The 21,995-nt window shown below is 57.7% G+C and carries 13 protein-coding genes; 11 read left to right on the top strand and 2 right to left on the bottom strand.

What is annotated here, in order from left to right:
* Positions 1-597: 597 nt before the first annotated feature.
* Positions 598-1,653, bottom strand: coding sequence for a TrmB family transcriptional regulator sugar-binding domain-containing protein (locus EH209_RS18825; RefSeq protein WP_126664382.1), 1,056 nt, complete (start codon positions 1,651-1,653; stop codon positions 598-600).
* 223 nt (positions 1,654-1,876) lie between these two features.
* Here EH209_RS18825 and EH209_RS18820 point away from each other — a divergent pair, with 223 nt between their 5' ends.
* The 7 genes from EH209_RS18820 (at position 1,877) to EH209_RS18790 (ending at position 14,215) form a co-directional block, all read left to right on the top strand.
* Positions 1,877-3,232, top strand: a complete 1,356-nt coding sequence (locus EH209_RS18820; RefSeq protein WP_126664381.1) for a glycoside hydrolase family 68 protein — start codon at positions 1,877-1,879, stop codon at positions 3,230-3,232.
* A 2,120-nt stretch (positions 3,233-5,352) separates the two neighbouring features.
* Entirely contained in the window at positions 5,353-7,056 is a 1,704-nt protein-coding gene (locus EH209_RS18815; protein ID WP_126664380.1) for an ABC transporter substrate-binding protein, read from the top strand.
* Between the two features lie 486 nt (positions 7,057-7,542).
* Positions 7,543-9,492, top strand: coding sequence for a glycoside hydrolase family 32 protein (locus EH209_RS18810; protein WP_249038848.1), 1,950 nt, complete (start codon positions 7,543-7,545; stop codon positions 9,490-9,492).
* A 99-nt stretch (positions 9,493-9,591) separates the two neighbouring features.
* Positions 9,592-10,602: an ABC transporter permease gene (locus EH209_RS18805; protein WP_126664378.1), complete on the top strand. Its 1,011-nt coding sequence runs from the start codon at positions 9,592-9,594 to the stop codon at positions 10,600-10,602.
* A complete protein-coding gene (locus EH209_RS18800) occupies positions 10,589-11,587 on the top strand; it encodes an ABC transporter permease (RefSeq protein WP_249038847.1) in 999 nt (332 codons plus the stop codon). Before EH209_RS18805 ends, EH209_RS18800 begins: the two co-directional genes overlap by 14 nt.
* A gap of 61 nt (positions 11,588-11,648) precedes the next feature.
* Positions 11,649-13,937, top strand: coding sequence for an ABC transporter ATP-binding protein (locus tag EH209_RS18795; protein WP_126664377.1), 2,289 nt, complete (start codon positions 11,649-11,651; stop codon positions 13,935-13,937).
* Positions 13,934-14,215 carry a hypothetical protein gene (locus EH209_RS18790; protein ID WP_126664376.1) on the top strand — a complete coding sequence of 94 codons (282 nt, stop codon included), beginning with the start codon at positions 13,934-13,936 and terminating at the stop codon, positions 14,213-14,215. The genes EH209_RS18795 and EH209_RS18790 overlap by 4 nt, the downstream gene beginning before the upstream one ends.
* A 58-nt stretch (positions 14,216-14,273) precedes the next feature.
* Here the strand turns inward: EH209_RS18790 and EH209_RS18785 are convergent, their stop codons facing one another.
* Positions 14,274-16,502, bottom strand: a complete 2,229-nt coding sequence (locus EH209_RS18785; RefSeq protein WP_126664375.1) for a TrmB family transcriptional regulator — start codon at positions 16,500-16,502, stop codon at positions 14,274-14,276.
* 154 nt (positions 16,503-16,656) lie between these two features.
* Here EH209_RS18785 and EH209_RS18780 point away from each other — a divergent pair, with 154 nt between their 5' ends.
* The 4 genes from EH209_RS18780 (at position 16,657) to EH209_RS18765 (ending at position 21,934) form a co-directional block, all read left to right on the top strand.
* The gene (locus tag EH209_RS18780; protein WP_126664374.1) at positions 16,657-18,921 is read left to right on the top strand and encodes a GH32 C-terminal domain-containing protein; all 2,265 of its coding nucleotides are present in this window, start codon (positions 16,657-16,659) and stop codon (positions 18,919-18,921) included.
* 67 nt (positions 18,922-18,988) lie between these two features.
* Entirely contained in the window at positions 18,989-20,239 is a 1,251-nt protein-coding gene (locus EH209_RS18775) for an HAD family hydrolase (protein WP_126664373.1), read from the top strand.
* Between the two features lie 93 nt (positions 20,240-20,332).
* Positions 20,333-20,962: a transcriptional regulator GfcR gene (gene gfcR, locus EH209_RS18770; RefSeq protein ID WP_126664372.1), complete on the top strand. Its 630-nt coding sequence runs from the start codon at positions 20,333-20,335 to the stop codon at positions 20,960-20,962.
* Between the two features lie 3 nt (positions 20,963-20,965).
* The gene (locus EH209_RS18765) at positions 20,966-21,934 is read left to right on the top strand and encodes a carbohydrate kinase family protein (RefSeq protein WP_126664371.1); all 969 of its coding nucleotides are present in this window, start codon (positions 20,966-20,968) and stop codon (positions 21,932-21,934) included.
* Positions 21,935-21,995: the final 61 nt, after the last annotated feature.

The following is a 21,995-nucleotide window of genomic DNA, read 5'->3' as shown; positions in this document are numbered from 1 at the left end:
ACGCTGGATGACGACCTTCCAGTCCCACAGCTCATCCTCCGCGAACTGAGGAATATCTCGCCTACTCGCCGCCGCCACTGCTAGAATGACTGATCGAAGATTGCTTTGTTGTTCACGCGTGCGTAGAGGGTTCGAGACGTTACGATCCAAGAGTGACTGGTCCCCTCCTAAGCATAGGAAATTAACTTGGTTACGAGTGTATGTTTGATACTGTACTTCAATATCTAACTAGCGATGAACTCCAGCTATTATGTGCCCATCTAAAATTACTTTATAGATAGATAGAAATAAGGTATAGATATGATAGTGAAAACAACATAAAATACTATCATTTCCACCCCGATCCCTATATACGACTTATTTACATTAGTACGAGTGTAAACACGCTATCTCCTCCAGCGGCATTATGGGCCTTAATATAGGATATATTATAAATGTGCTCTCGTCTCAAAGATTTCAATGTAGAGAGTTTACCTATTGAGGGTTGAACAAGATATGAAATACAGGTAATGGCTGACCACTATCACAGCTACGACTGAAGAATTTCGCTACAAGTTTCCACCTGAGACTGAGAAGGGATCAACTGAGTGATTCCGTTCACCTAGTTCCTACATCTGTGGATAACCTAATCATCTTTGCTTCAAAATCTTCCATAAATGCTCCTGGCCCACCAATAGATACTACAGTATCCTCGCTCTCTATAAAAAGAGTATTTTTGATAGCACGAGAACTTGACTCTGGGGCAATGATTGACTGTTGTACATTAGTGACTTGTCCACGAATGGTTTCAAATCCGTCACCAACAGACACAGCTCGAGCTTTTATTTCTGCGTAGAGTTCTGTATTTTGCCTCAATTTGCACGTAGCATCTACTACTGCGTGACAAAACGCGGTGTATTCTTGGGGAAGATTATTCGGCCGACTAATGTAGGCTTCGTATCCTGCACCCCAGAAGTTACCTAGAAAGGCACTGATTAGAATTGGTATGAAGGAGTTTTGTTGAAGAGAGATACCTTGCTTAGATGAATAGGCATGGCGGAGCAGGTCTGGCGGTGAAAAAATTCCATCCCTACGGTCAACACACATCATCGCAGGAAAATCACCTTCAGATATACGCATAACGGATGCGATTGTACTGTCTCTAGAGACTGCTGTTTTTGTATTAGTCACTAACAGAAGGATAAATACACCTCGGTCAAGCGCTCTTCGTAGGTCATCAGCAATGTCAGGCACCGCTTCGACTGGAAGCGATAATAAAATCTCATTTTCTGCTTTCAAAATACTCTCCCGGAGACGTTTGAAAAGGGTTGGTTTAGATTTGTAGACCTCTGTCTTCGACTCGAACGAAGCCTCTTTGAAACGTGTGATAAGTTCTGATTCAATTGTTGATAGGTTTTCCTTCAATTGAGATATTGCCTCAGAAGGGTGGATTGCATTCAATGTTGTCGGTGTAGTATGGTCATTGACGACTATGAGACCCCGCTGTTCAAGTCGATCGGCGACCTTGTACGCATGTCGAACTGAAATGTCTGCTTCATCAGCTAAATCGCTCATCTTAATTTTACCATGCCCGATGGAGGTGAGGTATGCTGCTACTTCCTTCTCAGAGAGTCCGAATCGCTTAAGAGCTGTTCTAAGATCTCTACCGTCCATAATCCATGCTATAACGAGGTAGTTATATAAGTCTAGTGTGCTCAATGATGTTCGCTAACACACATATTTGGCATTTAGTTTTGATATCTAAATAATATTTTGAATAGCTAAAATATAAGCTATAGCTGTGTAGATTCATGTAAGTTAATTATATAATGATCATACTCCATGGTTCATCCATCCAGAAATCTTTTAGTACTATAGAAGTTAATACTCAGATGCGATGGTAGATAAGAGTGCTAATATTGAGCTAAGCAGGCGCAGTATACTCAAAACAACTGGCGCAATTGGTGCGGCCGGTCTCGCGCTACCGTTTGGGACTGGCTCCGGAGCCGCTCTCGAGACAGGTGAAGCGAGCCAGTGGACTCGCGAACACGCAAACAGTATCGAACTTACAGACGATACGACTGCTCCGGTCATCAATGAGAACTCCGACGTAATCTCGGACGATTACTGGATCTGGGACACCTGGCCGCTTCGATACCGCGACGGCTCGATTGCAAAGATCAACGGCTGGCAGGTCGTCTTCTCCCTCACGGCGTCAAAGGACCTCGTGCCGGGTGCTCGGCACAATGAAGCGACGATTCGCTACTTCTATTCCCGGAATGGTCATGACTGGCAGGAGGGCGGGACGGCCTTCGAGAACCCGCTTGGGCACCACCAGTGGGCCGGCTCTGCGATGTACGATCAGAGCGAGGACCAGATTTACCACTTCTACACAGCGACCAGCCCGGAACCGGAGTTCCGCCAGCGACTCGCACTCGGCAAGGGCGCGTCCCTCCGGACCAGTCCGCACGGCGTCGAGCTGACCGGTGACCAGGAGCACGTTATCATCGGTGAAGCCGACGGGGACCTCTATCAGACCCTAGAGCAGTCCCGGGAGCAGGGCATCGTCTACGCGTTCCGTGACCCGTGGTACTTCGAGCATCCCGAGACTGGCGAGGATCTCGTCGTGTTCGAGGGGAACACGCCCACGGAAGGCGATAGCCCGGATGATCCGCAAAGCTACAACGGGAACGTTGGCGTAATGCGAGCGACCAACGACGAACTCACCGAGTGGGAGCTCCTCCCGCCTAACCTGGAGGCGATCGAGGTCAACCAACAGTTGGAACGCCCGCATTACGTCTTCAATAACGGAAAGTGGTATCTGTTCGTCCTCAGCCACAAGTTTACGTTCGCTCCCGGCCTCAGCGGTCCCGACGCGCTGTACGGGTTCGTGAGCGATTCGCTCTACGGTGAGTACGAACCGCTCAACGGGAGCGGACTGGTCCTCGCAAACCCCGAGTCGGCTCCCTTCCAGGCGTATTCGTGGCTGGCGATGCCCCACGGGAACGACGTGCTGATCGAAAGCTTCGAGAACTTCCGCGGACTCGACGATACGTCTCGGGGCGAGATCGGCCTTGACGAGGTCGGCCATCTGCCCCCCGAAGAGCAGAAGGAACTGTTCGGTGGGACGCTGGCGCCGAGTCTGAAGCTACAACTCGAGGGGACTGAAACACGGGTCGTCAGCGAACTTAATGACGGCCACTTTCTTCCCTCGGGCGGATCGAACAAGGGGGCGAACGGAAATAATCGGTAAGGGAACGAGTTGGCTCCTGAGGGCTCTGCTACCTATCTGAGTTCGGCTCTCGAAAGGTCGCAGAGTCTAGCGGATCTACGGATCACGACCTGCAGGCAGCTGGGACACTAATCGAGTGGCAAGATCAATCTCAGAGGGCCTTTCCGATAATAGAATCTAGCTGCAAGGAACCTTAGCGCAGAAGGGGATCAGAATATCGTGGAAAGAAACCCTCTTTCAATGATCTGCTCTGGAGGCTTGGTAGACTGCAGTCCGTGACCACATCGGTGGTTCGTTTGAGTTGCGTCTGGCAGTTGTGTGTCTCATCCAAGGTCGATTGCTCGAGCTAAACATCCCTGTGGTGTGTTTCGAGAAAGTTTTTTCGATCTGTTTGATTCCGGATAGGTTGTCAGCAGTAGTAGTCACCAACTGTTGGACCGTCGTTTCACGAAATCTAATCGTTCCACGTATTTGCTTCGACATCGCTCAGACCGATTCAGGAGGTAGAGAGATCACCGCTACAGCCGTGAGCGAACGAAGTGAGCGAGCGGGACGACGACGGACTTCTAAAGAGGAGTGCTTTTCATCGAAGCCAAGCGGAATGGATTTTCCGCAAGTTGAAAAGAGTGCTTCGCACTCGTTTGAAGATTCTGCAGAGATTTTGCTGAAACCGAATGGCCGTACGAGCGCTACGACTGATAGGAGAGTAGCGGTCACGACTTCTGTAAATAGCCCTAAGTGATCACGAGTACTACGGTTGAAACAACTTAATTCTGATTACCTGTGAAAACGTAGGAAGGGTTGTATTCCCATTGGAAACTAAATGGACAGCGGTTGGAAAATTAGAGAGAGAAACAGGCTAGAGTACCTGAATTAATGCTCGTTCTTTATTTATATAACTACCAATTACAATATACACACTGACGGAGTGTTCTCATGAACTATGAACCTATTCGTACGGAAGCCATTGTAAAACAGATACGCTATCGATGAAATACAACAATTGCAATAGTATCTATATAAATATGAAATGATTTGCTTGACTGAATACAATGGGACTTAAGTAGGTCGATTTGCCTCTCGCGATTGTCGCCGAAGCCCCGTCCAGAATTACAGCAGAAATAGTGTCACAGTTACAGTAAAGTCAAAAGGTTGGTCGACAATACCGCTTTTCGTGTCCCACATCGGACGGGAGCCAGTTGGGTAGCGGCCTCCGGGAAAGTTAGAGAGGAACTTTACAACATCTCTTCCTCAGCTCGTCGCTTTCGACACTGATACAAAAGATATGCCAGAGGCATTAATAGAACGACAAAGATGAGCAAGTCGAGGACAACTAAGACGTGGGCAGCCGATCCTGATTCGACGATCGGGTACGCTACAAGTGCGAGCACGAGGAACAGTACGTCGGCGACGAAGAAAAGACGAAGTACCAGTTCGTACCCACGCACGCGATCCCAGAATCGATCAGTGAATGTCTTCATAGGTGTCCGTTTCAGACAAGAGAAATAAAAGCGTTGTCACTCGTTGAGACAGAGAGGTCATCGCTCTGCCAGCACCTTCCGTAGCACGATTCCTTGATAGCACGCAGTGATTTTTGTTCTCCGGTGCTAGGAAACCGCCGACGCTGTTTACAATTGTACCTCTGTAACCACTCGCCAGGACCGGAACGATTTTTCTCGCCGTACCGAGGAGTTTTCCCGAGACAGTGAATACACCCATTCTACACGATACATAATCAACCTTGATTATGATGAAGGTTAGAATCGGTCTTCGGGCGCTGTACGTTCCGATATGCGCCGGACCGTGAGAAGTTCACTCACCCGAGGAAGGAGATTGTCCAGTAACCATCACATTGATTCACAGCCGTAGTGAATATTGCTGACCAGTCTCGTTCTCGCCGGGAAACCAGATCTGCGTACCGAACGCGGGCGTCTGGATATCTGGTCACCAGACCAAATTATAAGTAGTATGAACCAGTATCGCATACGTGTATGGTAGATGGTAACTCAGATGACGGTAGGGAGCGTGTGCGCCCTCGTCGTCGACGGGTGCTGAAAGGTATCGCAGGCGCCGGTGTTGCATCAATCGCTGGCTGTTTCGGATACGGGAACGAGACAGGTTCGGATCGACTCCGAGTCGAGATGGCCAACCAGCCGGATCAGATCAACTACAACCCCTTCGGACAGCAGACTCCCGGCGTCTTGAACAAGATCATCTTCGAGCAAGGCGCGCGATGGCATGCCGACGAGGAAGAATGGGTGCCACTACTCGTCGAGAACTGGGAATACCCGTCGACGGTCCAGTCTGGGGCGACTGTTCAGTTCGACCTGTCTGATACGTATACGTGGTTCAACGGAGACGCGTACACGGCCGAAGACTTCGTGGGCCAAATGCGCTGGCGGAACGTGAACAACGACGCCGTCTGGGACTTTCTCGACGATGTCGAGCAGACGGGCGAATACAGCGTCGAGATGACGCTCGCAGAGAAGATCGACACTCAACTGTTCGAGAACGCGCTGTTCGGGATGGGCGACGCCCCGACCAACTGGACATTCAAATTCGACGTCTTCAGGGACTATCTCGAGCGCATGGAAGATGCTGGGTCTGACGAAGACCAGAGTGCGATCCTCCAAGAACTCGCCGAATGGAACGTTTCTCTCAACGAGGCCCGTGAGAAAGGGCTCGGGAACGGGCCGTTTATGCCGTCGGAGGCGACGGCAAACCAGCTCCTCCTAGAGAAGTACGAGGACTACCAGAACCCTCACATCACGGCGGACGACATCGCGTTCGATACGATGGAGGCGCTGCCGCTCCAGGGGCCTCAGGAGAAGCTCCGATCGCTGCGCAATAACGAGGTAGATGCGCTTCACAACGTGGCGTTCAACTCGGCACAGGCAGACCAGATCCCGGACAACTACGAGTCCGTCAGGTTCTACAGCCATAGCGGCGAGTCGATCTCATTCAACTGCCGCCGCGAGCCTCTCGACAACCAGCAGGTCCGGTGGGCGCTCTCGAACGTGCTGCAAGCGAGCCATGACACGCTGATGCAGAACCTGCCACTCTCGGACGTGAACAAGGAGCGCGTCGATCTGTCCGCGGGAATGTCACAGCCGCTCATCGATGAGTGGCTCGGAGACGTCAAAGGTCAGTTCATGCAGTTCGACGGCGGGACCGAACGAGCTACAGAACTCCTTCGGGACGAAGGGTTCACCCAGGAGAACGGTACGTGGTACAAGCCCGACGGCGAGCAGTTCACGCTCACGTTCAGGGACGCCGGTTTCCACAGCAATCGGACGGAAACTGCGTCGCGGATCCTGAGCGACTTCGGTATCGAGACCGAAGCGATCATCGTCGAGGATACCACGTACTTCGGACAGACGATCCCCGAGCGGGACTACGATCTCACTAACTGGTGGGTCGGCCAGTCCGCACCGCTTCCGTACGAGGGATTCCAGAACCACCTCGTCAACGAGGCGTGGGTGACCGCGTACCCACTCGGCGTACCCTCCGTCTCGGAGTGGAACGGGGAGGGTACCAGCGAGTTCATCGTCGAGGTTCCGCCGATCGGTGAGCCCGACGGGGAGCCTCGAGAGATGAACATCCGGGAACGCCTCCAGGCGATCGCGCGAGGCCAGAGCAAGGAAGAACAGCGGCCGCACATCCAGCAGCTAGCGTGGTTCTGGAATTGGATGGACGCTTCTTGGGGACCATGGACACTGTACATCGCCTCTGAGTACTACAACACCGAGAACTGGAACTGGCCCGCAAACGACAGTGCGATCATGAAGACACCGAGTGTGCAAGACTGGCCTGTCCGCCAGGGCCAGCCGACGCCCAACGAATAAGCGAACGTCCTGGCTCGCAACGATCGGTTACGTGAGCGTGTTGCTCCCGATTCCGACCGCCCCTCGGTGTGGAGTAGCTGCTGCACCCGTTAAGTACTTAAACACCCCAGGTATCGTTATCTGCCCTATGGAAATCGGAACCTAGGGTCTTCCTTTGCTCGGATTTCAATAGAGGCCAAAATGCTTTTATACTATAAACACCGTGTGATAGATATGCAAGCTGAGGACTCAGAGTCGAAAGACTCTCCCAGCCTTGGGTTTCTGACCGCGGGTGAATTGACGGACGAACAGTGCGCAGCGCTTCGAGCTGTACGGGACATGGCGGGCGTGGATTGTGTTTCACTCGAGGATCTACCGACGGAACAATCGCTGTCGTCGTTCGACGCGCTCTGGTGGCACCGTGATCTCTCTTTCGCGGACGAAACGTTCCCTTCCGGTGCGGTCGACGCATTGATGGCGTATCTCGACGGGGGCGGCGGACTTCTGTTGAGTCTACACGGAGTCACGACCGTCGAGGAGTTGGGGATCGATCCGCAGCCGCCGGACCTCATCGACGAGACGTACAAACCAGTCCACAAGTGGGGGCAGCGCCCGGCGGGGTTCCTGGTCGGTTCGCGGTTCGCCGACGCCGACCTGTTCGAGTCATGTGACGGAAACCGCGTTCACACGCAGCCGTCCCGTAGCGAATCGACACCTCGAGTGGCCTACGAACGCCGGATCCCGAAGCGTGGAACGGTTCTCGCGAGCGCCGCTGTCGGTGAGACGGACGTCCCCCGAGAGAACAGCGTCATCGGCTGGCAAGTCGGGGCGGGAACCGTCGTCGGTATCGGCCAACACTTCACGTTCGATGGCGTGCCGTCGGAGTACCTGACGACACTTCGGATGATTCTTCGCGGGACGATCAAGCATATCGCCCGCGGGGAGGCCGCGATGTACACTCGACCGCGGAGTGGCGCGGAACTGACACAGGTCAGGACAGAGATTGACGATGATCCTCACCGCCCCTCGTACCATTTTACGCCACCGGCAAACTGGATGAACGATCCGAACGGACTAGTCAAATGCAACGGCGAGTATCACCTGTTCTACCAGTACAACCCGGCTGGACCGTACCACGGATCGATCCACTGGGGGCATGCGGTGAGCGACGACCTCGTTCACTGGGAGGATAGGCCCATCGCGCTAGAGCCCGACGCAGGGGGACCGGACCGGCACGGGTGTTGGTCAGGCTGTACGGTACTTGATGACGACGTCCCCACGTTCGTCTACACCGGCGGCGACGGACATGATCAGCTCCCCTGTCTCGCTCGCGCGGCTGATGACGACCTCGATACCTGGCAGAAGTCCCCACAGAATCCGATCATCACCGACCCTCCCGAGCGGCCGCAGATCCTCGCGAACGACGACTGGAACGCCGAGTTTCGCGACCACGACGTCTGGAAGGAGGACGGAACCTGGTATCACCTCATCGGCTCCGGGACCGAGGATGCCGGTGGAACGGCGCTGTTGTATCAGTCGGACGATCTTCTCGATTGGGCGTACGTCGGTCCAATCCTAGTCGGAGACCGCGACGAAGACGGGCCGATCTGGGAGTGCCCGGAACTACTCGACTTTGGTGACCTGCAGCTGCTGCAGGTCTCGAACTACGACAAGGTCGCGTACTTCCTCGGAACGTTCGACGGTCAGACGTTCAACCGAGAGGACTCGGGGACGCTCGATCACGGGAACTACTACGCCGCCCAATCAATCCCCGACGGCGACGGGCGGTACCTCTCGTGGGGCTGGATCCGTGAGGATCGCAGTGCGTCCGCGCAGTGGGACGCGGGGTGGTCTGGTGCCATGTCTGTCCCTCGTTCGCTCTCGCTTTCGTCCGACGGTACTCTTGTAGTGCAGCCGGCCGAGGAACTCACTCGTCTTCGGGGAGAACGCGAGACGATCGACCGTCAGACGCTCTCCCCGGACGATCCGTCACCGTGTGACGGTGTCTCTGGCGACGCACTGGAAATTCAACTCGAACTGGAACTTGACGGTGCTGACGCGTTCGAGCTTGTCGTCGCATGCTCCGATGACAGCGAGGAACGAACATCGATCCGGTACACGGACGGCAATCGTCTGATCGTCGATCGTGAACACTCCAGCCTCTCGGACGCCGCAAATTCCGATCCGCAGTCAATCGACGAGGTACCCCAGTCCGACGACGGCATCGTGCACCTGCACGTGCTCGTCGACGCTTCAGTCATCGAAGTGTTCGTCAACGACCGAACCAGTGTGAGCAGCCGAATCTACCCGACTCGGCCCGATAGCACCGGCGTCTCGCTCGAGGCGGTCGGCGGAGCCGTCGAACTCTACTCGGCAGACATGTGGTCGCTGGAGTCCGCATTCACGGACGACTCGAGCGCCGAGGCGACCTCAAACCCCGAAATAAACCTTGATTGATATAATGACCGTTAAGTATATACCGTTTCATCGTGTGATTCTGCCTGTCACAATTGATAGCACTATGAGAGTGAAAAATACGACGGAGGGGCGCCGCGGATGAACTACTACGTAAAGCGTGTGATCCGATCGTTCGTGACTCTGGTGCTGGTCATCACGATCACGTTCGGTCTGACACGTCTGATGCCCGGCGGCCCTGTCGATTACATGCGAGCGAAACTTCGCAAGCAAAATCCGAACATGCCGTCCGAGCAGATCGACCAGATGGTGCAGGCGTACGTCGGTGTCAAGCCAGACGAACCGATCTACGTGCAGTACCTGAACTACGTCACCAGCGTCCTTCAGGGCGACCTCGGCGAATCGACGTACTATAACGAGCCAGTCGCCCAGATCTACGCGGAGGCGATCCCGTGGACGCTGTTCGTCCTCGGAACGGCGATGCTCGTGACGTTCGCGATTTCGATCTCGCTTGGCGCGCTCCTCGCTTACAAGGAGGGGAGTCGGCTTGACTCGGCCGTCAGCACTGTCGCAATCGTGATGAACTCCGTCCCCTATTACGTGGCGGCGATCATTCTCATCGCGATCTTCGTCACGAACCTGGGAATGTATCCGCTCTCCGGCAGAACGAGCCTCGGCGTCACACCGGGCTTCAACCTCCCGTTCATAGTAGACGTGCTACGACACGCGACCCTGCCAATGCTCTCGGTTATTATCACGGGCTTCGGCGTCCAGACGCTCGCGATGCGGAGCAACAGTATCAGAGTACTCGGAGAGGATTACATCCGTGTCGCACGGTTGCGGATGCTCCCTACGAGTCGCATCGCGAACCAGTACGTGGCTCGGAACGCAATCCTCCCGATCTACACCGGCTTCGTCATCCAGATCGGGTTCATCTTCGGGGGTTCGATCATCCTCGAGGACATTTTCCAGTATCCGGGCGTCGGGTACTACTTCTTCAACGCGATCACGGCGCGCGACTATCCGTTGATGATGGGTGGATTCCTCATCATATCGGTCGCAGTCGTCATCGCGGTCACGATCGCCGATCTCACCTACGGGCTGATCGATCCGCGTGCGGGTGCCGGGGGTGATTCCAGTGAAGCCTACTGACGAGGACAGGAATCCGATGGCCGACGGCGGCGATATCAACGCGGCGGAGATCCCGCTTGAGAGCGTTTCCGTGGAGGACGTCACCCGACGCGATCGGATCGCCAAGGACCTTCGCGGACACTGGGAAACGTTCCTGCTGGCGTGGTCCGACTGGCGTTTCAAGGCCGGATTCCTGATCCTGTTCGGGTTCGTCCTTGCCGGAACGGTCGGCGTCTGGCTCGTCGAGTCACCGACGTATCAGGACGGGAATAAATGGGACAGTCCGTCCTATTTCGGCGAGAACCCGCTCGGCACTGACCAGTTCGGACAGGACATCGCCGCGCTATTGATCCACGCGACCCCGGACATGCTGTTAATGCTGATGGGCGGGGCAGTGTTCGCTACCGGGATCGGCGCGTTCGTCGGTATCGTCTCGGGTTACAAAGGCGGGCGAGCCGACGAAATACTGATGACGCTGACTGACACGGCGATAATGATTCCCGGGCTCCCGCTGATCATCATCGTCGGCGCGATCTGGGAGCCGACCAGCCCGATCCTCGTCGGTATCCTCGTGTCGATCAACGCGTGGGCCGGGACGGCGCGATCGCTCAGATCTCAGGTCCTCACGATCCGGGAAGAGGCGTACGTCGAGGCCTCGCGGATCATGGGCGTCTCGACCGGATCGATCCTGCGCAAGGACATCACGCCGCAGCTCCTCCCGCTTATCCTCGTCAATTTCGTGATGTCGGGGCGAGGAGTGATCTTCAACTCCGTAGCGCTGTACTTCCTCGGGGTGCTTCCGGTCGAGGGCGTCAACTGGGGCGTGATGCTGGAGAAGGCGTACAACGCCGGTGCAGTCACGTCGCCACAGCTGTACTACACGGTGTTGTGGCCACTCCTGACGATCGTGCTCCTATCGTGGGGACTCATCATGCTCTCCCAGGGGCTCGACCGTGTCGTCAATGTCAGGGTTCGCGACCGCCACGAAGGCGGGGAGGCTAAGTGATGATTGCGCTCGAATGGACGGTCACGGCAGATAGCCACTCGTCGCAAACGAAGGTGTACTCATGAGTTCCGACTACGAAACACACGAACGCGAAGTAGTACGACAAACGAACGCAGAGTCAGCTGACCAAGACGTGATTCTGGAGGTTCGAAACGCCTCGGTCGAGTTCGATATGGGCCGCGGGACGTCGCGGGTCCTCGACGACGTCTCGATGGATATCCGCCAGAGCGAAATCCTCGGCGTCGTCGGCGAGTCGGGCTCTGGGAAGTCAATGTTCGCCTCGGCGCTCCTCGACGCGGTCGTCGATCCGGGCCAACTCTCCGGGGAAGTGATCTATCACCCCGAGGACGGCGATCCGGTCGACATCGCGAATGCTGATCGTGACCTGCTGAAACGATACCGTTGGAAGGAGATTTCGATGGTGTTTCAGGGCGCGATGAGTTCGTTCAATCCGACCCAGCGGATCAGGGATCACTTCACGGAGACGCTGAAGGCACACGACCACGACCTCAAGTCGGGGATGGACCACGCGCGTAAGCTGTTTCGAGAACTCCACCTCGATCCCGATCGGGTGCTCGATGCGTACCCCCACGAACTGAGTGGCGGAATGCAGCAGCGAGCACTCATCGCGCTCTCGCTAGTGTTGAAACCGCGAGTGCTGGTGATGGACGAGCCGACCGCGGCGCTCGACCTATTGATGCAGCGATCTATCCTCGGCCTTCTGGAGAACCTCCAAGAGCGGTACGATCTCACCGTCGTGTTCATCACTCACGACCTCCCACTGGTAGCTGGTCTAGCGGACCGGATCGGCGTCCTGTACGCCTTCCAGATGGCGGAGGTCGGCCCGACCGACGAAATCCTCCGCGATCCCGCCCACCCATACACGAGGGACCTGCTCAACGCCGTCCCGAACCTTGAAACGCCACTAGACTCGATGACACCGATCGAGGGACAGGCACCCGATCCAGTCAATACGGCGACCGGCTGCCGGTACGCGTCTCGGTGTCCACTGGCAACCGGCGAGTGTCGGTCCGAAGACCCGCCGTTCTTCGACGTCAGTGCTGACCACGAGACGGCCTGTCACCACTGGGAGCGAGCGCGTGAGGAGATCCCATTCGATCCGACCGAAAGCCCCGAACAGGTTGAAACAGACGTCGTGACAGGTCGCCAGTCAGATGATTCGGTACTCTCGCTCAACGACGTGGACGTCCACTTCGAACAGAGCTCGGGACTTCGGTCGAAACTCACTGGCGATAGCGAGACTGTCTATGCCGTCAATAACGTCACCCTCGATATCTACGAGAACGACGTGGTCGCGCTCGTCGGTGAATCTGGCTGTGGCAAGACGACGCTCGGAAAGACTGCTATCGGTGTCCAGCGACCGACCAACGGGAGGGTTTCGCATCGGGGAGTCGACGTCTGGGAGGCTCGCGACGGCGGTGACGACGCCTACGACGAGATCCGCTCGGCGCTACAGATCATCCACCAGGACCCGGGAAGTTCGCTAAATCCCAACCGGAGCGTTCAGGAGATCCTCGAGACACCGCTCAAGCAGGCCCAGGACGACCTCAGTTTCAAGGATCGACGGGAACGGACCATCGCGATGCTCGAGTACGTCGGCCTCTCTCCGGCACGTGATTACGCCGAACGGTACCCACACCAGCTATCCGGTGGTGAGAAACAGCGCGTTGCGCTCGTGCGCGCACTGTTCATGAACCCGGACCTGATCCTGGCTGACGAAGCGGTGAGTGCACTGGACGTATCGCTCCGCGTCGAGATGATGGATCTGATGCTCGAACTGCAACAGCGGTTTGATACGTCGTACCTGTTCATCTCGCACAACTTCGAGAACGCGCGGTATCTCGCTGGAAGGGTCGACGGCCGGATCGGCGTGATGTACCTCGGAAATATCGTCGAAATCGGCCCCGCCGAGGAAATCATCCAGAATCCGCGTCATCCCTACACGAAGATTCTTCGCTGGTCGACGGCGGACATCGACCCGGACGACAGCAGTGGGGAACTACCGGTGCGGAGCATCGACATTCCGGATCCCGTCGACCCCCCAAGCGGCTGTTCGTTCCAGACGCGGTGTCCGAAAGCCCGAAAGCACTGCACCGAGGAGTGTCCGTCACTTGATCCGGCGAGCGGGGGTTCGGACGATCACGCGATCGCCTGCTTCCGCGAGTGCGATAGTGACCATCCCTACTGGGACAGCGAACCGCTCGACGGTGCCGATGGCGATGAGTCCATCTTCGGACCCGACCGTCCGCCCGAAGAACGCACGGCACCGGACGGCGGCGAGCGGACCTCGGACGATCACTTCGGGGACGTACGGGGGGAGGACCGATGAGCGTGAACGACACCGACTGGGACACCGAAGGTGGCCGGGAGCGCAGCCGGGTCCGTATCCTGCTCGATCAGTACCGGGCGCTATTGTACACGTTCGGGGCGACCGTCCTACTGGCCGTTCTCGGAGCGACGGTCGATGCCGCGTCTGGTCCACTGACAGACAACACGAAACTCGCCCACCAGACTGCGGGGCTACTCGGCGCGGCAGCTCTGGCGCTCGGAATCTGTCTCCTGTTCGTCATGGCTCTCTGGGGTCTCCTCGTCGTCACGGACCGCTAATCGACGGCCGTGTTCTCCCGCGAAACCGCACGGCGCCGAACCGAGTACTAGTGCCGTCTCAGGCCGGTCCCTGATCCTCATAGGTATCGAGAAACGTCCGAATATCAGACAGAGACGGCGTCTCCTGGTACTGTTTGAAGTAACTCGCCACTGCGATTCCGAGTGCGAGTGTCGATGTGTCCGAGAGGTCCTCGGCGCGACCCAGGGCGATACCTGCGCTGAAGTGATCCTCAAACGTCCCTTCCTCTGCCGGGTCGGAAATCAGGGCCGATCGGATCCGTTGGCTCCCGTGGGGGCCGGCGAGGACGGACTCTTTCGCAGCGGTCACCGCGACCCGAGACACGCCGATCTCGCGGCAAAGTGACTCTGCCGTTGCGTGGAGCGCTCGCTTCCCCCGGTCGCCGGACAGAAGAGCGTCACTCAAGTGTGCGGCCTGTTCGCTGGTCGTCACGACCGTCACTGGGATCGCATCGTTGAGGATACTCAACGACTCCAGATCCGACCGGAGCGTCGTCTCCGTTAGGCGATGCACGTCGCTCGTACAGACGATGATGTCGTCGGGCGGCGACGAGAGCAGCGGATACACCTGCTCGTAGATTCCCTCCCAGATCGTCGATATCTCGGGGATGAGCGCCCAGCCGCCGATGCTCACGAGATCAGTCTCGTCGAGTCGATCGACGATATCTTCGAGCGGCACGTATTCTCTGAGCGTTTCCCAGTTCAACGCTTGATGTCCACTGGAGTCGGTGAACAGGACCTTCCCGTCGCCGAACTGTAGATACTCCGTCACGGTCGGCTGTCCCAGGCTGAGGAGCGCGTCGTCGTCGAACGCGTCGCTGAACTCGTTCCGAATCGGCTGCCCGAAGAACCCGACGAGTTCAGTATCGTATCCGGCCGTATCGAGTACCTGTCCGACGTGGGCAGTGTGGCCGCCGGGCAAGCGCCTGCTCTCGACCCACTCGAACTGGAGCGTCTTGTCCTGAGCCGATGCCCTCGTGATCATCTCTCGCAGCGTGTCGAACTCGCTGATCTCATCGTACATTCGAGGACTCTTCCGTTCCCCGACCAGTGATCTGATATAGTCGATGTAACCGTCGAAGCCGACGATGACGTCGCCGGCGATTTCCTCGGGGAGCTCCGTCCGGCACGTCTCGATGTGTGCGAGCGTCTCGTCGTCGAGTTCTTCAGCGGACCAGTCTTCGTGTTTCTCCAGTTCAATGCTCGTCGCCATGTAGTCTTCCTGACGCGAGTGCCAGCCGCCGACTGTCACCGTCAGAGACTGCTCATCGTCGCCCTCAACAATGTCGACTTCGAGGTACGCCTGGTCATCGAACTCCGGCGCGTAGTACCCGGCGAGTCGGCCCTCTCGAGAGGTCTGCTGGCCAGTCACGTTGTCGTACCCCTCGAACCGGACTGTCAGAGTTCGGAGGGGAACGGAGTCGGTGAGTACCTCGAGGTCGGAGAGGCAATCGTGGATCCGATAGTACCGTTGCGGAAGCGTGATAGAGCAGCGCTGATCGGGATTGACCGGATACCCGAGCGGCCAGACCGTGTCCGAGAGGAACCGATCGAACATGAACGCGAGTTCCTCATCGGTGACGTAGAATCCCTCCTGAGGCTGGCGACGTGCGTCGGTAGTACTCGGCCAAAAGAACCCGGCACTTCGATCCACACTGAGTACGAGCGGTTCGCTACGAACGGTCCCCCGGACGTAGTCGGCAAACTCGCGGATAGGACTGTTGAGTTCGATACGGTCGTCGACGACGTGCCCCTCGTCGAGATCAGTGAGTACGACGCGGATCTGGACGTCGGAGTTGTCGCGTAGCGCGTCCTCGAAGATCTGCAGTCGATCGACGGACGTCATCAGGAAGATCGTCCGTTCGGCGCTGTCGAGGAGTTCGAAGATGTACTTCTCGATTGTCGACTGGTTCCTGAACTGTGCGACGCCGCTATCGACGTCGGACACCGACTTGTGAAACTCCTCGAGCGCGTTTTGGACCTGTTCGACGTGCGTCTGGATCGGGCCAAGCGTCTTCGTGGGATCGACCGCGTACGCCTTCTTGGGATAACTGTCGTCGAGCTCGACGAAGCCCTGCTCCCTGAGTTCCTCGACGATGTCGTATACGCGCTGTTTTGGGACGTCGCTCGCCTCGGATAGGTCTCGCATCGATTGCTTTCCGTTTTGAACGAGCGCGAGATACACCTGCGACTCGTACTCCGACATATCGACGTGGCGTTGCAGCGAATCGCGTATTTCGGATACGTCGAGGTTCTCGTAACCACTCATACTCTTGTCGAAGAACTAGAGGAGTATAGTAGTTTGTGAGCGTCAGTACCGACGTTGGAACCGTCCGCGCGCTCTGCTGTCGCCGCTGCGAGCTCACCATCGACGGTCCGACAGACGGGTGGTATTTTTATGATTACGAGGCATTCCATCTGATATGGCCGACCGAGACGATAGCGATAACCGCCGTGTCGTAGCGTACTGGCCGTTCGACGAAAGCGAGGGCTCGTCCGCCGAGGAAGTCGTGTCCGGATGCCGAGACGCGGTCGAGCACGCGTTCGCGGACGCACGGTTCAAATCGGATAGTGATCCGCGATGGATTGACGGCGTCACGGGAAGCGGACTGTTGTTCGATGGTTACTCCACGCAAATCGAACACGACCGGCAGATTCTCGACGGAGATACGACCGAGTTCACGGTCGAAGCGTGGATCGCCCCCCGAGCGTTCGAGGGTCAGTCGTCAGAGCGTCTCTCCCCGATTGTCAGCAACCACTCGGTCGACGATAACCGCGGGTTCGAGTTTGGACTCGACGGACACGGCCGGTGCTCGTTCCAAGTCGGACTGGGAGACACGTGGGTGGCTGTCCAGACGGAATCACCGCTACCCAAATATTCCTGGTCGCACGTCGCAGCAGTCTTCGAGGGCGACGACGGTTCACTCCGACTCTACGTCGACGCCGCATGCACCGCAGTGGAACGAGTTCCCGAGGGGAGCATGATCGTCCCGGCCGACGTCCCGGTTCTGATTGGAAAGAACAACCGAACCGAACGCGTCGACGACACGTTCGCTTTACACAACTTCTCAGGGGCGATCGACGAACTCAAAATCTATGACTGCGCGTTCACCGCCTCCGACGTCCGCGAGCGGTACGAGACGCCGTGCCACGACGAACACCCCTCGATGAACTACGAAACGATCGCCCTCGATCCGTCGCGATATCGCGGAGATCGTCATCGTCCGCAGTACCATCCGATCCCGCCTGGTCACTGGATGAACGAACCGCATGCACCGCTGTATCACGACGGCCAGTACCACCTGTTCTACCAGCACAACCCCAGCGGACCGTACTGGGGCAATATCCATTGGGGGCACTGGGTGAGTGACGATTTAGTCCATTGGCGGCACCTTAAACCGGCACTGGCGCCCGAACGCGACGGACTGGCTCCCGATGGGATCTGGTCCGGCGGGTCGACTCACGACGCGGACGGGGACCCTGTTCTCCTCTTTACCGCGGGAGAAATAGACCGCACTCCCGATCAGCGCGTCGTGGTAGCGTCCCCTGTTGATCCCGACGACCCCGAATTGACGTCTTGGCGTCAGGACGACGAGTCCGCGATCGAGCGCCCGCATTCGATCGGGCTTCGGGACAACGACTTTCGCGACCCGTTCGTTTGGCGGGAGAACGGGACGTGGTACTGTCTCGTCGGTTCCGGATTCGCTACCGGTGGCGGTGCGGCCCTTGTATACGAGTCTGAGAGCTTGGCGGAGTGGGTGTTCCGGGGTTGTCTCCATCGAACGGATCACGACGAGTACCCGGAGCTCGGACTCGTCTGGGAGTTGCCCGTCTTGCTGCCGATTGGCGAAGACGAGACCGACGCCGAGAAGTACGCGTTCATCGTCAGTCCGATTGAGGGCGCCGCGGAAGTGGAAGTGTACTACTGGCTCGGCGAGTGGGACCCCGACGCCTGTCGGTTCGTTCCGGACCACGAGGACCCGCGACGTATCGATTACGGGGGGTTTCACTTCACTGGTCCTCACGGTATTGTCGACCCCGAAACGGGTCGGAGCCTCCTATTCACGATTGCACAGGACGACCGTCGTCCGCGGGATCACTATGACGCCGGATGGGCCCACAACGGCGGTCTCCCGGTACACCTGTTTCTTCGCGACGACGGTCGGCTCGGCATCGAACCGATTGAGGAACTGCGATCGCTCCGAGCCGAGCGACTCGCCGAGATCCGGAACGTGCAGGTCTCAAATGCGAACGACGAACTGGACGGCGTTGGCGGAACCGCAGTCGAGATTCGAGCAACAATGGCGTCTGACGGAGCTGAGAAGTACGGGCTGAAGGTAAGAGCGAACCCTGATGGGTCCGAGGAGACGCTGATATATTACGACGAACGGACGGAGCGGATCGTCGTCCACCGCGAACACAGCACTCGAAACGCCGAAACACGGGCGACTGTTTCGGAGCGAAGCTCGCTCGTCCACCGTGGCGAGGTCGACCGCGACGGCGAGGACCTCGAACTACGAGTGTACCTCGACGGGTCGATGCTCGAGGTATACGTGAACAGCCTAAAGAGTGTCACTACTCGCCTGTATCCGGAGGATGAGCGGTCGACCGGAATCGAGGCGTGGGCGGACGGTGATGTGACCGTCCAGCGATTGGACGTCTGGGAACTGGATAGCGCATACGAGTGATCGACCGAGTCTTTGTGGCATCGCGGCTGGCGGGACTTTTATATCGGTTCCGGATGTACACGTTTCCGTGCAAGTTTATAGTCAGTTGTATGGACTGTACGATAGTACCGACACTGAGACGCTCAGGGCACGTCAGGATCTCGTCAATGTGTTCCCGGCGCTCGATTCACAAGTCTCCCTGCAGCAGTGGGAGTCCGTTCGAGACGACCTCGACCAGCAGAAGACCCAGATTCGGCGGAATTTCCCGAACGGAGACGCCTACGCGGAGATCGCCGCACACGCGACGGAAACCCAGGCGTTCACCGCACTCGATCTGTACAACAAGTACGAACGTCCGATCAACGCACTGGTCCTCGACGTCGACGAGACGCTCCGGTCAGCGTCAACGACCGACAACGAGATCCCGCGAGACACGCTATACTTCCTGACGGAACTTCACGAGCGCGGCGTTCCGATCGTGATCTGTACCGGGCAGACCTTGGAAAACGTCAAGGGATTCATGATACAAGGGCTCGGAAGCGAAATCGTCCACTCGGGCGACCTCTCGATCGTCTACGAGGCCGGAACCGGCGTATTCACACCTGAACACGGTGCGGAGACGAAACGGCTACTCTATGAGTCGCTCGACGACGACATCGTTGACGTGTTCGACGCGGTTCGCTCACGTGTGCTCTCGGACGCCCCCGAAGACTTGCGGCGGAACTGCCACCTACAGGGTAACGAGTTCAACATCACGGTGAAGCCGAACTTTAAGATCGGCTCCGAACGAGCTCGAGAGATCATCGACGCGGGGCTGGTCCATCAGCTCGAACTGCTTGGCGACGCTGTGGCGACGCAGTTAGGGTACTTGAGCGACGAGGGACGCCAGTGGACGAAAGCGTTCTACGCCGACGCGGATCCCGAGATTGACGGCGTCCTCACTGAGCGTAAGGAGGCCTCTGAGTGTAAGGTTAGTGACGTTCCGGAAGATGTGAGTGCACTCTTCGAGCGCATCGACGTCGCGTACTACGAGGCCGACGCCGCGGAGATCGGCAGCCTCGAACTGAATAAGGTCGCCGGCGTGGAAGCCGCCTTCGACGTGCTCGGTATCGACGACCCGTTCGCCGTTGCGATGGGCGACAGCAAGAGCGATCTCCGAGTCATGCGTTGGCTCACGGAAACGGGGACCGGGATCTCCGCCGCCCCCGGACACGCCTCTACCGACGTCCTAGACTTCGTCCGCGAGACCGACGAACTGGTGTTCGACGAGGGGAAGAGCTCCGAGATGCTGCGAGCGATTTACGCACTGAACGAACTGGCCGCGACGTACCGATCATGACGGGGTGCATAGTGAGATGTTCCACGTCGAAATCCGTCGGTACTGCGGTCGAGCACAAAGATTATTGCGGATCACTGAGAGATCACACAGACAATGAAGAACGTCGATAGTCTCGTGAGCGAAGCCGCCGGTTTGGCTGAGAGCGGACTCTCCAGGGGAGAGATCGCGGACGAACTCAACGTCTCCCGCGAGACCGCTAGCTGGCTCATCGAACGAGCGACGCCGGACGCTGAACAGCCCAACGAACGCCCGAAGTCTCCGCAGGACATCCACATTGACTGGAGTACCGTCGGCCAGAACGGCCGCCGACTCGACCACCTTGGCGGAATACTGGCCGACGTCCTCTTGACGGACGGAGATGCTGACCTCGTCGTTGGGATCGAAAAGGCGGGCGTCCCGCTGGCGACGGCCGTCGCGAGCGAACTAAAGGTCGATCTCAGTACCTACACCCCGCGGAAACACCGCTGGGAAAAGGGAGATATCGACGAGTACAGTGGCTCATTCTCCCACAACTTCTCGTCGGTCGACGGCGCCGACTGCTACGTCGTCGACGACATGATAACGTCGGGAACAACGATTTCTGAGACCGTTCGGGCCGTCGAGAACGAGGGAGGTAACGTCAGGGGTTGTGCCGTCATCGTCGACAAGAACGGGACGGACCGCGTCGACGACGTCCCGGTCAGGTCGCTGATTACACTGGTCAATCTAACCGCGGAGGAATGACTGATGGATGACCAGAATATCCTCGTGGTCGGCGAAACACTCGTTGATATGCTGCCTGCGGTACCGGGGGAGCTCCGCGGCGTGGAGTCGTACCAGCGCCGCGCCGGCGGCGCCCCGGCCAACGTCGCAGCGCGTCTCGCAGCGGTCGGTGCTGACCCGCTGTTCTGGACTCGAGTCGGCGAAGACGGGTTCGGTGACTTTCTCATCGAAACGTTGGACGACCGTGGCGTTCCATCACGGTTCGTCGAGCAGGATCCCACAGCGAAGACGACCCTCGCGTTCGTCGCTCACGACGAAACACGGGACCGATCGTTCACGTTCTATCGCGACGGCACTGCCGATACGAAACTCGAAACCGGCGCCGTTCCGACGAGCACGCTCGAGGAGATCGAGTGGGTGTACGTCGGCGGCGTCGTACTCGCGGCCGAGCCAGCTCGATCAGCCGTGTTCGATCTGCTACGGCGCGCACGAGAGGCGAACTGTTCCGTGTACTTCGATCCGAACTGGCGTCCGGAACTGTGGGACGACGACGATACGGGCGTCCTCGAAGACGCGGTCGAGATGGCCGACGTCCTCAAGGCGACGCCCGATGAGCTGGAACAACTCGGGTACAGGCAGGAGTCGCTCAATCGACGGTGCGAAGTAGTCTGCCGGGACGGTCCGCACACTGTCTTTCTTACGCGTGGCGATGAGGGAGCCATGGCGTACGCGACAGCCGACGCGCCATGGGGCAACGGCACCGTCGAACACGAAGGATTCGATGTCGACGTGGTCGACACGACTGGGGCGGGTGACGCGTTCGTCTCCGCAACGGTCGCCGCGCTTGCGCGAAGGACTGCCGATCTGGACCGAATCGTCAGGTTTGCGAACGCGTCTGCTGCGATCTCGGCGACTACGACGGGAGCGATGGAACGGCCACCGGACTGGAAAATGATCTCCGAATTCGTGGACTCTCACACTTCACACAAGTGAAATCACGCCGACTTGTCGCTAGTTTTCTGTTCTCAGTATAACGGTCACGGCGGATCCCAGT

Origin of the sequence: Haloterrigena salifodinae (assembly GCF_003977755.1) — an archaeon.
GTDB classification, from domain to species: Archaea; Halobacteriota; Halobacteria; order Halobacteriales; family Natrialbaceae; genus Haloterrigena; species Haloterrigena salifodinae.
The sequence above is the reverse complement of the archived record's forward strand: the minus strand, read 5'-3'. Positions and strand labels throughout refer to the sequence as shown.

What these genes read in the sequence shown, in the direction of transcription:
- EH209_RS18765 (WP_126664371.1), top strand. Translation starts at nt 20,966, where the DNA reads ATGGATGACCAGAATATCCTCGTGGTCGGCGAAACACTCGTTGATATG.
- EH209_RS18785 (WP_126664375.1), bottom strand. Translation starts at nt 16,502, where the DNA reads ATGAGTGGTTACGAGAACCTCGACGTATCCGAAATACGCGATTCGCTG.
- EH209_RS18805 (WP_126664378.1), top strand. Translation starts at nt 9,592, where the DNA reads ATGAACTACTACGTAAAGCGTGTGATCCGATCGTTCGTGACTCTGGTG.
- gfcR (WP_126664372.1), top strand. Translation starts at nt 20,333, where the DNA reads ATGAAGAACGTCGATAGTCTCGTGAGCGAAGCCGCCGGTTTGGCTGAG.
- EH209_RS18790 (WP_126664376.1), top strand. Translation starts at nt 13,934, where the DNA reads ATGAGCGTGAACGACACCGACTGGGACACCGAAGGTGGCCGGGAGCGC.
- EH209_RS18780 (WP_126664374.1), top strand. Translation starts at nt 16,657, where the DNA reads ATGGCCGACCGAGACGATAGCGATAACCGCCGTGTCGTAGCGTACTGG.
- EH209_RS18815 (WP_126664380.1), top strand. Translation starts at nt 5,353, where the DNA reads ATGGCCAACCAGCCGGATCAGATCAACTACAACCCCTTCGGACAGCAG.
- EH209_RS18825 (WP_126664382.1), bottom strand. Translation starts at nt 1,653, where the DNA reads ATGGACGGTAGAGATCTTAGAACAGCTCTTAAGCGATTCGGACTCTCT.
- EH209_RS18820 (WP_126664381.1), top strand. Translation starts at nt 1,877, where the DNA reads ATGGTAGATAAGAGTGCTAATATTGAGCTAAGCAGGCGCAGTATACTC.
- EH209_RS18795 (WP_126664377.1), top strand. Translation starts at nt 11,649, where the DNA reads ATGAGTTCCGACTACGAAACACACGAACGCGAAGTAGTACGACAAACG.